11 protein-coding genes are annotated in these 12,013 nt (G+C 65.4%); 2 read left to right on the top strand and 9 right to left on the bottom strand.

Features of this window, described 5'->3' with window-relative positions; translation table 11 throughout:
* Positions 1–4: 4 nt before the first annotated feature.
* Entirely contained in the window at positions 5–925 is a 921-nt protein-coding gene (locus tag J2X92_RS07940) for a 2-hydroxyacid dehydrogenase (protein WP_307574773.1), read from the bottom strand.
* 110 nt (positions 926–1,035) lie between these two features.
* On the opposite strand from J2X92_RS07940, the gene J2X92_RS07935 reads away from it, so the two are divergent.
* Positions 1,036–1,350, top strand: coding sequence for an EthD family reductase (locus tag J2X92_RS07935; RefSeq protein ID WP_055808255.1), 315 nt, complete (start codon positions 1,036–1,038; stop codon positions 1,348–1,350).
* A 12-nt stretch (positions 1,351–1,362) separates the two neighbouring features.
* Here J2X92_RS07935 and J2X92_RS07930 read toward each other — a convergent pair whose 3' ends face one another.
* The 6 genes from J2X92_RS07930 to J2X92_RS07905 all read right to left on the bottom strand — a co-directional run bounded on the left by J2X92_RS07930 (position 1,363) and on the right by J2X92_RS07905 (position 9,565).
* The gene (locus J2X92_RS07930) at positions 1,363–3,363 is read right to left on the bottom strand and encodes an acetyl/propionyl/methylcrotonyl-CoA carboxylase subunit alpha (protein ID WP_307574771.1); all 2,001 of its coding nucleotides are present in this window, start codon (positions 3,361–3,363) and stop codon (positions 1,363–1,365) included.
* Between the two features lie 110 nt (positions 3,364–3,473).
* Positions 3,474–4,145: a DUF4126 domain-containing protein gene (locus J2X92_RS07925; RefSeq protein WP_055808470.1), complete on the bottom strand. Its 672-nt coding sequence runs from the start codon at positions 4,143–4,145 to the stop codon at positions 3,474–3,476.
* A gap of 9 nt (positions 4,146–4,154) precedes the next feature.
* Entirely contained in the window at positions 4,155–4,946 is a 792-nt protein-coding gene (locus J2X92_RS07920; protein WP_307574768.1) for an enoyl-CoA hydratase/isomerase family protein, read from the bottom strand.
* 13 nt (positions 4,947–4,959) lie between these two features.
* Positions 4,960–6,585, bottom strand: coding sequence for a carboxyl transferase domain-containing protein (locus J2X92_RS07915; RefSeq protein WP_307574766.1), 1,626 nt, complete (start codon positions 6,583–6,585; stop codon positions 4,960–4,962).
* A complete protein-coding gene (locus tag J2X92_RS07910; RefSeq protein ID WP_307574765.1) occupies positions 6,582–8,249 on the bottom strand; it encodes an AMP-binding protein in 1,668 nt (555 codons plus the stop codon). Before J2X92_RS07910 ends, J2X92_RS07915 begins: the two co-directional genes overlap by 4 nt.
* Positions 8,250–8,392: 143 nt before the next feature.
* Complete coding sequence (locus J2X92_RS07905) at positions 8,393–9,565, bottom strand: isovaleryl-CoA dehydrogenase (protein ID WP_307574764.1); 1,173 nt, start codon at positions 9,563–9,565, stop codon at positions 8,393–8,395.
* Between the two features lie 141 nt (positions 9,566–9,706).
* Here J2X92_RS07905 and J2X92_RS07900 point away from each other — a divergent pair, with 141 nt between their 5' ends.
* Entirely contained in the window at positions 9,707–10,735 is a 1,029-nt protein-coding gene (locus J2X92_RS07900) for an AraC family transcriptional regulator (protein WP_307574762.1), read from the top strand.
* Positions 10,736–10,744: 9 nt separating this feature from the next.
* Here the strand turns inward: J2X92_RS07900 and J2X92_RS07895 are convergent, their stop codons facing one another.
* On the bottom strand, positions 10,745–11,074 hold the full coding sequence (locus J2X92_RS07895) for a thioredoxin family protein (protein ID WP_307574760.1): 330 nt from the start codon (positions 11,072–11,074) through the stop codon (positions 10,745–10,747).
* A gap of 96 nt (positions 11,075–11,170) precedes the next feature.
* Positions 11,171–11,863: an HAD family hydrolase gene (locus J2X92_RS07890; RefSeq protein WP_307574758.1), complete on the bottom strand. Its 693-nt coding sequence runs from the start codon at positions 11,861–11,863 to the stop codon at positions 11,171–11,173.
* Between the last annotated feature and the right edge of the window lie 150 nt (positions 11,864–12,013).

The raw sequence follows: 12,013 nt of genomic DNA, 5'->3' as shown, positions 1-12,013 counted from the left end.
GCTTTCAGTAGCCCCGGATCGGATCAACCACGCCGCTGACCGGCAGGCCCTGCTCCATCGCGCGGATCTTCCCGGCGATCTGGCTGATGGATTCTTCCCGCAGCGTGCGCGCCGAAGCGTGCGGCGTGACGACAATTTTTGGATGGCGCCAGAACGGGTGATCGGCCGGCAGCGGCTCGACCTGGAACACGTCGAGCGTGGCGCCAGCGAGCTGACCTGCGTCGAGCATCGGGATCAGGTCGTCTTCGACCATGTGCGCGCCACGCGCGATGCTGATGAGGTAACCGCCCGGCTTGAGCTTGCCGAGCGTATGGCGGTTGAGGATGCCGCGCGTGGCTTCGGTCAGCGGCAGCAGGTTGACGAGCACGCGCGTGGACGACAGGAACTCGTCGAACTGCGCCTCGCCGCTGAACACCTTCACGCCATCGATCGCCTTGGGCGAGCGGCTCCAGCCCAGCACCGGAAACTCGAACTGCGCAACGGCTTTCGCGACCCGTTCGCCGAGCACGCCCAGCCCCATGATGCCGACCGGAAAGTCGCGCCGCAGCTTCGGCTTGCGATAGCTCCAGCGGCCTTCGCGCGCATCGGCTTCGTAGGCATCGAAATCCCGAAAGTGGCGGATCAGCGTGTGGCAGACGTACTCCGCCATCTGCACCGACATGCCCGCATCGTCGAGCCGAACGATGCGCGTGTGCGCCGGCACATTGAGCTTGAGCAGCGCGTCAACGCCGGCACCGATGTTGAACAGGCCGCGCAGGCCCGGCTGCTCGTCGAGCAGCTGCTGGGGCGGCACCCACACGACTGCATGGTCGGCCTGGGCCGCGCCCGGCTGCCAGGCCTCGACCTGTGCTTCGGGCAGCTCGGCCTTGAGGCCTTCGATCCACGGTTCGGGGCGGTTGTCGGTGAGAGAGACGATGATTTTCATGAATCGAATCTTATTAGGGCCGCGGAACGGCCCGCAGCTTGTCGCACTGTGTTCCTTCTTCTATGCTCGTGCGCCAGCATCCAAGACCAGGCACACCAGGAGACCGAAGCATGATCAAAGTCAGCGTGATGTACCCCTACACCGACGGCGCGAGGTTCGACCACGCCTACTACCGCGACAAGCACATGCCGCTTTTGAAGGCGCGCATGGGCGACGCCTGCAAGTCGTACACCATCGACAAGGGGTTGGCCGGCGGCGCGCCCGGAACCCCGCCGACCTACGTCGGCATGTGCCACGTGTTCTGCGACTCGGCCGAGGCGTTTCAAACCGCATTCGGCCCGCATGCCAAGGAAATCCTTGGCGACATCAAGAACTACACCGATATCGCACCCGTGATGCAGATCAGCGAAGTGGTGGTGGGCTGACCCGCAATACGGTCAAGCCGCCGCGGCCATCCGCAGCAACTCGTCGCCCTCGGTCACCTGCTCGCCGGGCGAGAACATCAGTTCTTCCACCGTGCCGTCGGCCGGCGCTGCAATGGTGTGCTCCATTTTCATGGCCTCCATCACCGCCAAGGGCTGGCCGCAGCTGACCTTGTCGCCGGCCTTGACCGCAAAAGACACCACCTTGCCCGGCATCGGCGCCGTGAGCCGGCCGCCTTCGGCATGGGTGTCGCCCGCGTGGGCCAGGCGGTCGATGGCGATGATCTTCGTGGCGCCCTTCGACGCGAACACATGGGCCGTAGCACCGTCCAGATGCACGTCCACGGTCTGCCGCGTGCCGGCAAATTCGACCTCGAACTCGCCCGACGGAAATTGGCCAACCGTCAGCAGGCCTTGGACGCCGCCCGCCTCGAGCCACAGGCTGCCGTCGCGCTTGTAGGTCAGCAAGGCGGTCTGCTCGGCACCGCGAAACTCGAAGTCGAAGTGGCGCCGGTATTCGCCATGGGAGCGCCAGCCGTCGCGCCGCTCGAATGGATCGGGCGCGCCGGTCGGCCGTTCGGTGATCAGCGTGCGCGTGATGGCGGCCGCGGCGGCCAGCGGCAGGCCCAGCGCTTCGCGGTCGAACAGCACGTCGCGCTCGCGCTCGATCAGCGCCGTATCGAGGTTGGCCTTCGAGAACGACTCCGTCGCGAGAATGCCGCGCAGGAACTGCACGTTGGTCGAAACGCCCACGATCTGCACCTGCGCCAACGCCGCGTCGAGCCGCGCCAGCGCCTCGGCGCGCGTGCTGCCGTGCACGATCAGCTTGGCGATCATCGAGTCGTAGAAGGGCGAGATCTCGCCGCCTTCTCGCACGCCATCGTCGATGCGCACGCGGCTGCGCTGGAACGCCGTGGCTTGCGGCTTGCGGTACACGCGCAGCGTGCCGGTGGCGGGCAAAAAGTTGTTGTCGGGGTTCTCAGCGCAGATTCGCGCTTCGATGGCGTGGCCGTGGATCTGCAGCTCTTGCTGCTTTGCCGGAAGCGTCTCGCCCGATGCCACGCGCAGTTGCCACTCCACCAAGTCGAGACCTGTGATGGCCTCGGTCACCGGGTGCTCCACCTGCAGCCGAGTGTTCATCTCCATGAAGAAGAAGTTCATCTCTCCGCCTTCACGCTGCTCGACGATGAACTCGACCGTGCCCGCACCCACGTAGTTCACGGCACGCGCGGCAGCCACGGCGGCTTCGCCCATCTGCTTGCGCATCGCCTCGGTCATGCCGGGTGCGGGCGCTTCTTCGAGCACCTTCTGGTGGCGCCGCTGCACCGAGCAGTCGCGCTCGAACAGGTAGATGTAGTTGCCGTGCGTGTCGCCGAACACCTGGATCTCGATGTGGCGCGGGCGCTGAACGTACTTTTCGATCAGCACCGCGTCGTCACCAAAGCTGTTGATCGCCTCGCGCTGGCATGAAGCGAGTGCGGCCGCGAAGTCTTCCGCACGGTCGACAGCGCGCATGCCCTTGCCACCGCCGCCCGCGCTGGCCTTGATGAGCACCGGGTAGCCGATGCGGTCGGCCTCGCGCTGCAGCAGCGCGGGGTTTTGGTCATGGCCGTGGTAGCCGGGCACCAGCGGCACGCCGGCCTTTTCCATCAGCTGCTTCGATTCAGCCTTGAGGCCCATCGCCTTAATGGCCGAAGGCGGCGGGCCGATGAAGACCAGGCCCGCGTCGGCGCAGGCCTGCGCGAACTCTTCGTTCTCGCTCAGGAAGCCGTAGCCCGGGTGCACCGCTTCGGCGCCCGTGGCCTTGGCGGCTTCCAGGATCTTTTCCCAGCGCAGGTAGCTGTCTTTGGGCGCGCTGCCGCCAAGGTGCACCGACTCGTCGCAGGCGCGCACATGGTTGGCGTGCGCATCTGCGTCGGAGTAGACGGCCACGGTGCGGATCGCCATGCGTCTCGCGGTTGCGGCAACACGGCAAGCGATTTCACCGCGATTCGCAATCAGGATCTTCTTAAACATGGTGGACTTTCGCGGTGAAATTGCCAGAGCACGCTGCGCGTGCCATGCGATTTGGCTTCGCCGCTGCGCCGCTTTGCGGCTGGTCACCGCGATTCGCAATCAGGATCTTTTTAAACATTCGGAGTGTCTCCCGGAGGATTCTTTTTCAGTTGAAACGCAGGCGTGACGCCCGGATCGGGACGGCCGCTGAAGATGCGGGCCACGCGGGTGAACAGCGCCTTGAGAAAGCGCCAGCTCTTGCGGATGAGCCATACGCTGAGCACCAGCACGAGGATGAACAGCGCGAGAAAGACCAGCGGATGCGCCACCGCGAGCCACAGCCCGGCGGGCACCATGCTGTCTTCGACCAGCGATGCGCCCACGTTGGAAAACGGCTCGGGCGAGGTGTTGATGGCCGCACGCGTCGTGGCCTTGGCCGCATGCGCGGTGGCCGCAAAGCCGCCGCCCAGGAGTGCGGCCACGACGGCCATCACGCCATGGTCAGCGCCGAACACGCTGGCCGCGAGCGCCGCACCGGCGGGAATGCGGATGGCGGTGTGCACCACATCCCACAGGGAATCGAGGCCGGGAATCTTGTCGGCGAAAAACTCGATGAACACCATGAACCCGCTGGCCGCGATGACCACCGGATGCGCGAGCAGCTGCAAGCCGCTCGGCAACGGCACCCATCCGAAGTAGCCGGCGAGCCCCGTCAGGAGCACGACGAGGTACAGCCGCACGCCGCTGGCCCAGCCGATGGCCGCGGCCAGGGCGAGCAGTTGGGGCATGTCGAGCGCGTTCATCGCATGCGCTCAGTGGCCCAGCCAGGATGGCTTGCGCTTCTGCAGGAAAGCCTGAACGCCTTCGCGGCCTTCATCGCTGGCGCGAATGTCCGCGATGCCCTCCACGGTCTTGGCGATCAGCGCGTCGTCGATCTCGCGGCCATTCACATCGGCAATCAGCTGCTTGCACGCGCGTACCGCGGCCGGGCTGGCGCCGGTGAGTGCTTTCAGCAACTCTTCGACCTTGGCATCGAGCGCATCGGCAGCGACCACCTCATGCACAAAGCCGATCCGATGTGCCTCCGACGCGCTGAAGCGCTCGGCCGTGAGAAAGTAGCGCTGCGACGCGCGCGTGCCCATCGCACGCAAGACATACGGACTGATGGTCGCAGGCACGAGGCCGATCTTGACTTCGCTGAGGCAGTACCACGCCGAGTCGGCGCTCACCGCCATGTCGCAGGCGGCGACAAGCCCCATGCCGCCGGCATACACATCGCCCTGCACGCGCGCGATGGTGGGCTTGGGGCACTCGGCAATGGTGCGCAACATCTCGGCCAGCTTGCCCGCATCGGCGACGTTCTCGTCGCGGGTGTAGTCGGCCATGCGGCGCATCCAGTTGAGGTTCGCTCCCGCGCAGAAGGCCGGGCCGTTGGCGCCGAGCACGATGGCTTTCACCTGCGGCGCGGCGCCGGCTTCGGTGAAGGCCTGCGTCAGCTCGGCGATCACGACATCGTCGAAAGCATTCCTCGCATCGGGCTGATCGAGCCAAATGCGTGCGATGGCGCCTTCGATCGTGAGGTTCAGCTTGGTGAAAGTGCTCATGCCGCGTCCCTCGTCACATGCGGAAGATGCCGAACTTCGGCTCTGGAATGGGTGCGTTGCGCGCAGCCGCCAGGCCCAGCGCCAGCACGCGCCGCGTATCCGCCGGATCGATGATGCCGTCGTCCCACAGCCGCGCCGTCGCGTAGTAGGGATGGCCCTGGTCTTCGTACTGCTGGCGGATCGGCGCCTTGAAGGCCTCTTCCTCTTCCTTGCTCCAGCTGCCGCCCTTGAGCTCGATGCCGTCGCGCTTCACCGTGGCCAGCACGCTCGCGGCCTGCTCGCCGCCCATCACGCTGATGCGCGCGTTGGGCCACATCCAGAGGAAGCGCGGGCTGTAGGCACGGCCGCACATGCCGTAGTTGCCGGCGCCGAAGCTGCCGCCGATGATGATGGTGAACTTGGGCACGTTGGCCGTAGCCACGGCCGTCACCATCTTGGCGCCGTGGCGCGCGATGCCTTCGTTCTCGTACTTGCGGCCCACCATGAAGCCCGTGATGTTCTGCAGGAACACCAGCGGGATCTTGCGGTGGCAGCACAGCTCGATGAAGTGCGCGCCCTTCTGCGCCGATTCGCTGAACAGGATGCCGTTGTTGGCGATGATGCCCACCGGCATGCCCTCGATCTCGGCAAAGCCGCAGACCAGCGTGGCGCCGAAGCGGGCCTTGAACTCGTGGAATTCGCTGCCGTCGACGATGCGCGCGATGATCTCGCGCACGTCGAAGGGCTTGCGCGTGTCGGTCGGGATCACGCCGTAGAGTTCTTCGCGAGGGAACGCGGGCGGGTGCACCTCGGTCTTCTCAGTGCCTTGCGCCGCTCCCGCTGCGTTGAGATTGGCCACCGCCGAACGTGCCAGCGCCAAAGCGTGCAGGTCGTTCTGCGCCAGGTGGTCCACCACGCCCGAGAGACGCGTGTGCACGTCGCCACCACCCAGGTCTTCGGCCGTGACCACCTCGCCGGTGGCCGCCTTAACGAGCGGCGGGCCGCCCAGGAAAATGGTGCCCTGGTTCTTCACGATGATCGACTCGTCGCTCATCGCCGGCACATACGCGCCGCCTGCCGTGCACGAGCCCATGACCACCGCGATCTGCGGAATGCCCTGGGCGCTCATGTTGGCCTGGTTGTAGAAGATGCGGCCGAAGTGGTCGCGGTCGGGAAACACCTCGTCCTGATTCGGCAGGTTGGCGCCGCCCGAGTCGACGAGGTAGATGCAGGGCAAGCGGTTCTGCTCGGCAATCTCCTGCGCGCGCAGATGCTTCTTCACCGTCATCGGATAGTAGGTGCCGCCCTTCACCGTCGCGTCGTTGCAGACGATCATGCAGTCGACGCCGTTCACGCGGCCGATGCCGGCGATGAGGCCTGCGCCCGGTGCCGACTCAGCGCCGCTCTTGTCCAGGTACATCGCATGCGCAGCCAGCGGCGCAATCTCCAGGAACGGCGTGCCGGGGTCGAGCAGCTCGTCCACGCGGTCGCGCGGCAGCAGCTTGCCGCGTGCCGTGTGTTTGGCACGCGCAGCCTCGCCGCCGCCCTGCTCCACTTTCGCGAACTGCTTGTACAGGTCGTCGACCAGCGCGCGCATGGCGGCGGCGTTGGCTTGAAAGTCCGCCGACCGTGCATTCAATTTCGTTTCGAGTTTGCTCATGCTGTCTTTTCTTGTTCGAGGCCGAGTTGTTCCGCCATCGCTTCGCGGATCTTGAATTTCTGGATCTTGCCGGTCACCGTCATGGGGAACGCGCTGACGAACTGGATGTACCTCGGCACCTTGTAGTGCGCGATCTGGCCCTTGCAGAAATCGCGGATCTCGTCTTCGGTCGCGGTCTGGCCCGGCTTCACGATGATCCAGGCGCAAAGCTCTTCGCCGTACTTCTTGTCGGGCAAGCCGACCACCTGCACGTCCTGCACCTTGGGATGGCGATACAGGAACTCTTCGATCTCGCGCGGGTAGATGTTCTCGCCGCCCCGAATTACCAGGTCCTTGATGCGGCCGACGATGTTGACGTAGCCCTCGGCGTCCATGGTGGCGAGGTCGCCGGTGTGCATCCAGTGCTCGGCGTCGATGGCTTCGCGGGTTTTCTCTTCGTCTTGCCAGTAGCCGTGCATCACCGAGTAGCCGCGCGTGCAGAACTCGCCGGACGTGCCGCGCGGCACGATGGCGCCGGTCTCGGGATCGATGATCTTGATCTCCAGGTGCGGCTGCACCGTACCCACTGTGGACACGCGCTTGTCCAGCGGCGTGTCGGTGCTGCTCTGGCAGCTCACCGGGCTGGTCTCGGTCATGCCGTAGGCGATGGTGATTTCGCTCAGGTGCATCTCGTTCACCACGCGCTTCATCACCTCGATGGGGCACGGTGAGCCGGCCATGATGCCGGTGCGCAGCGTGGAAAGATCGAACTCCTTGAAGCGCGGATGGTCGAGCTCGGCAATGAACATGGTGGGCACGCCATGCAGGCCGGTGCACTTCTCGGCCTGCACGGTCTCCAGCACGGTGAGCGGGTCGAACCCATCGTTCGGGTACACGATGGCCGCGCCGTGCGTGAGGCAGGCCAGGTTGCCGAGCACCATGCCGAAGCAGTGGTACAGCGGCACCGGAATGCACAGCTTGTCGGCCGGCGAGAGCTTCATGCACTTGCCGATGAAGAAGCCATTGTTCAGAATGTTGCGGTGCGTGAGCGTCGCGCCCTTCGGAAAGCCCGTGGTGCCGCTGGTGAACTGGATGTTGATCGGGTCGGTGGCCTTGAGCGTCTTCTGCACCTGCGCCACGCGCGGATCGGCCGCATCGCCGCTCGCGAGCAATTGGCTGAAACGCTGCATGCCGGGCTCTTCGACATCGGCCGCGGCCTTGCCGTCGATCCAGAAGGTGTGCTGCAACTGCGGCAAGCGCTTCGGTCCGAGTTCGCGCAGCATGCCGAGGTAGTCGCTGGTCTTGAACTGCGCCATGGTCACCAGCACCTTGCAGCCGACCTTGTTCAGTGCGTATTCGAGCTCCGACGTGCGATAGGCCGGGTTGATGTTGACGAGAACGAGGCCGGCCTTGGCCGTCGCGATTTGCATCAGCACCCAGGGTGCGTTGTTGTGCGACCAGATGCCGACACGGTCGCCGGGCTCGAGGCCCAGGCTCAGCAATGCGCTGGCGAGCTTGCCGGACTCGGCCTGCAGCTCGCGGTAAGTGAAGCGCTTGCCTTCATGGCGGCTGATGAGGGCCTCGCGATCGGGATGCTTCGCGACCATGTCGTCGAAGAAGTCGCCAATGGTTTGTTCGATGAGGGGGACGTTGGTGGCGCCTTTGTCGTAGCTCTGCATATCCATGTCCTTGTCTCCGTTTCGTCTTGCTCCTTCCCCCTCTGGGGGAAGGTGGGGATGGGGGCAAGCGGCGCTGGTTCGGCGCAATGCTTCTTTGAACGCCGCCTGCCCCCCCCTGCCCCCCCCCTCCGGGGAGGGAGAAAAACAGCTTACGCAGTTTCCGCGAACAACTCGCGCCCGATCAGCATCCGGCGAATTTCGCTCGTCCCCGCGCCAATCTCGTACAGCTTGGCATCGCGCCACAGCCGCTCGACCGGAAAGTCCTTGGTGTAGCCCACGCCGCCCAGCGCCTGGATCGCCTCGCCGGCCATCCACGTCGCCTTCTCGGCCGAATAGAGAATCGCGCCGGCGGCGTCCTTGCGGAAGGTGCGCGCGTGGTCGTTGCGGTCGCAGGCCTTGCCCACGGCGTACACATAGGCGCGCGTGGCCTGCCACGTCGAATACATGTCCGCCAGCTTGCCCTGCATCAGTTGGAACTCGCCAATGCTCTGGCCGAACTGCTTGCGCTCGTGGACGAAGGGCAGCACCGCGTCCATGCAGGCGGCCATGATGCCCAAGGGGCCGCCCGAGAGCACCGCGCGCTCGTAGTCGAGGCCGCTCATCAGCACCTTGGCGCCCATGCCTTCGCCGCCGAGCACGTTCTCTTCGGGCACTTCGCAGTTGTCGAAGAACAGCGGGTAGGTGTTGGAGCCGCGCATGCCGAGCTTGTCGAGCTTGGTGCCGGCCGAAAAGCCCTTGAAGCCCTTCTCGACGATGAAGGCCGTCATGCCGCGCGCGCCCATCTCGGGTTCGGTCTTGGCGTAGATCACCAGCGTGTCGGCGTCGCCGCCGTTGGTGATCCACATCTTGCCGCCGTTGAGCACGTAGTAGCCGCTCTTCTTCTCGGCCTTGAGCTTCATGCTCACCACGTCGGAGCCGGCGTTGGGCTCGCTCATGGCCAGCGCGCCCACGTGTTCGCCGCTCACCAGCTTGGGCAGGTACTTTTTCTTTTGCGCGTCGCTGCCATTGCGATGGATCTGATTCACGCACAGGTTGGAATGCGCGCCGTAAGAGAGGCCCACCGACGCCGAGGCGCGCGAGACTTCTTCCATGGCCACGATGTGCGCCAGGTAGCCCAGCTCGGTACCGCCGAACTCTTCCTTCACCGTCATGCCGTGCAGACCGAGCTCGCCGAGCTTCTGCCACAGGTCGTGCGGAAACAGGTTGTCGCGGTCGATGTCCGCGGCGCGCGGAGCGATTTCGTTGGCAGCAAAGTCCTGGATGGCGCTGCGCAGCGAATCGATGGTCTCGCCCAGGTCGAAGTTCAGGCCGGGATCGTGCATGTGTCTTGTCTCCTCTGAGGGGGTCGGCGCGCAGGCTGTCCCACGCGGATTGGCGCTTGGTAGAAACGCAGCTTACGCCTCGCGGCGCCGCAATTGGCGCCACAATGGTTGCATATTGCGCCACGTCTTATCCGCCCATCCATGACTTCGCCCGCCGTCCTCCGACCTGCCCGCGCTGCCACGCCGATGGCCTTTGTGAGAGCCATCGTGCGGGGCTACGAGCGCTACGGCGCCGATCCGGCGGGGGCCCTGCATGCGGCACAGATCACGCCGCGTGAACTGACCCGACCGGACGCGCGCGTGACGGCCGGGCAGTTCGAGGCCCTGTCGGGCCACGCGATGCAGGAACTCGACGACGAGGCCCTGGGCTGGTTCTCCCGGCGGCTGCCATGGGGCAGCTACGGCATGCTGTGCCGCGCCTCGCTGACCTCGCCCGACTTGGGAGTGGCCATCAAGCGCTGGTGCCGCCACCACCGCCTGCTGACCGACGACATCACGCTGGCACTGGAAGTGTCCGGCGGCGTGGCCACGCTGCGCATTACCGAGAACCGCCCGCTGGACGACGCGTTTCGCGAGTTCTGCCTGGTGACCACCCTGCGCTTCCTGCACGGGTACGTCTGCTGGGCCATCGACTCGCGCATTCCGCTGCGCGACGCCGCGTTTCCGTTCGCGGCGCCGCTGCACCACGACGCCTACCCGCTGATGTTCACGGCCGATGTGCGCTTCGATGCGCCCGAGGCCAGCTTCAGCTTCGACGAGCGCTACCTTGCTCTGCCGCTGCAGCGCGACGAACGTGCGCTGCGCACCATGCTCAAGCGCGCGCTGCCGCTCACCGTGCTGCAGTACCGGCGCGACCGCTTGCTCGGTCAGCGCGTGCGCGAACTGCTGCGCTCACGCGCCAGCGAGGCCACCACTGCGGAGGCCTTGGCCACGCTGCTCAACGTGTCGAACCGCACGCTGCACCGCCAGTTGCACGAGGAAGGCACGTCGATGCAGACGCTGAAGAACGAGGTGCGCCACGAGATGGCGGTGGACCTGCTGCGCCGGACCACGCGCCCCATCAAGCAGGTGGCGCTGTCGGTCGGCTTCAGGAACGAGAAGAGTTTTTCGCGCGCCTTCCTGCAATGGACCGGGTACGCACCGCGCGATTTTCGGCAGCAGGGAAAGTAGCCGCCGCGGTCAGGCGGTGGGCGCGTCGATGAGCGCGAGCGCCTCGGCGATGGATTGGCTGTCTTCCGGCCGCACCAGCTTGGCCACCTGCTTGCCGTCGCGCATGAACACCAGCGTGGGCCACAGCCGCACGTTGAACGAACGGCCTAGCGGACGTCCGCTGCCGTCTTCGACCTTGATGCGTTTGATGTGGGGGTACTTGGCAAAGGCCTGCGCGATGCTCGGCTGCGCAGCCTTGCAGATGCCGCACCAGTTGGTGCCGAACTCGACCACGGCGGGGCCCGCAAGCGCATCGATCTCGGCGCGGTCGGGCTGCTCGGTCTTGTACTCGGAAGTCATGAGATCTGGCTCCTTGTGGACTTGCTTTGCTGTCATTGCAGCAGAAACCCGGCAGGCTTGCTCGCGACAGGGGCTTGGTTTTTTATCGTTCTTTTTTCAGGCCGGCTGTAAGCCATGAGCCGCCAACAGCGCGGGCAGTTGCTTCATGTCGCTGAACACCTGCAGCGCACCGACGCTGCGCAGCGCCTCGGGGCCGCTGTGGCCCGATTCGCCGGTGCTGTAGCCGAACACCGTGGCACCCGCGGCCACGCCGGCCATTGCGCCGGTGACCGTGTCCTCGATCACCGCGCAGCGCTTCGGATCGACGCCGAGCGCGGCGGCCGCGGCCAGGTACACATCGGGGTGAGGTTTGGAGCGCGGCATTTCGTGCCCGCTGAAGATGCGGCCCTCGAAGCAGTCGAGCAAGCCGACCTTCGCCAGTTGCAGCTCGACCTTGTGGCGATCGGCGCCTGAGGCGCAGGCAATGCGGCCCTCGAGCGCGGCGTGTATTTCGCGGATGGCCGCGGGGGCGTGGGGAATGGCCTCCAGGTCGCGCTCGAGAGCTTCGTTGCGGCGACCCCTGAATGCCTTGAGCCACTCTTCGGTGATCCTGACGCCGGTCTTGGATTCGATGAGCGCGGTTTCGTCCTTCACGGCCTTGCCAGTGAAGGTGTTCATCGACTCTTCGGTGGTGAGATGCCAGCCGAGTTCGCCGAGCATTTCGGCGAGGACGCGGTTGGTGATGGGTTCGGAATCTACTAGGACGCCGTCGCAGTCGAAGAGGATGGCGTCGAAGGGGTATGAGGGCATCTTTGTTCGGCTTTGCTCGGATTTGGGGACGATGGTAGCAATTGGGCTTGTTTGCTTTCCGAGGCCGGGATATCCGCCCGGCGGCGGACTCACTTTCTTTTGCTTCGCCAAAAGAAAGTAAGCAAAGAAAAGGCGACCCTACTGTCTGCG

The organism is Variovorax paradoxus (assembly GCF_030811855.1).
Classification (GTDB): domain Bacteria; phylum Pseudomonadota; class Gammaproteobacteria; order Burkholderiales; family Burkholderiaceae_C; genus Variovorax; species Variovorax paradoxus_L.
Note: the sequence above shows the minus strand (reverse complement) of the source record. Positions and strands in the feature narration are given on the sequence as shown.

Excerpts from the sequence above, each read along its gene's own strand:
- J2X92_RS07920 (WP_307574768.1), bottom strand. The coding sequence starts at position 4,946 with ATGAGCACTTTCACCAAGCTGAACCTCACGATCGAAGGCGCCATCGCA.
- J2X92_RS07890 (WP_307574758.1), bottom strand. The coding sequence starts at position 11,863 with ATGCCCTCATACCCCTTCGACGCCATCCTCTTCGACTGCGACGGCGTC.
- J2X92_RS07895 (WP_307574760.1), bottom strand. The coding sequence starts at position 11,074 with ATGACTTCCGAGTACAAGACCGAGCAGCCCGACCGCGCCGAGATCGAT.
- J2X92_RS07940 (WP_307574773.1), bottom strand. The coding sequence starts at position 925 with ATGAAAATCATCGTCTCTCTCACCGACAACCGCCCCGAACCGTGGATC.
- J2X92_RS07930 (WP_307574771.1), bottom strand. The coding sequence starts at position 3,363 with ATGTTTAAGAAGATCCTGATTGCGAATCGCGGTGAAATCGCTTGCCGT.
- J2X92_RS07935 (WP_055808255.1), top strand. The coding sequence starts at position 1,036 with ATGATCAAAGTCAGCGTGATGTACCCCTACACCGACGGCGCGAGGTTC.
- J2X92_RS07910 (WP_307574765.1), bottom strand. The coding sequence starts at position 8,249 with ATGGATATGCAGAGCTACGACAAAGGCGCCACCAACGTCCCCCTCATC.
- J2X92_RS07915 (WP_307574766.1), bottom strand. The coding sequence starts at position 6,585 with ATGAGCAAACTCGAAACGAAATTGAATGCACGGTCGGCGGACTTTCAA.
- J2X92_RS07925 (WP_055808470.1), bottom strand. The coding sequence starts at position 4,145 with ATGAACGCGCTCGACATGCCCCAACTGCTCGCCCTGGCCGCGGCCATC.
- J2X92_RS07900 (WP_307574762.1), top strand. The coding sequence starts at position 9,707 with ATGACTTCGCCCGCCGTCCTCCGACCTGCCCGCGCTGCCACGCCGATG.
- J2X92_RS07905 (WP_307574764.1), bottom strand. The coding sequence starts at position 9,565 with ATGCACGATCCCGGCCTGAACTTCGACCTGGGCGAGACCATCGATTCG.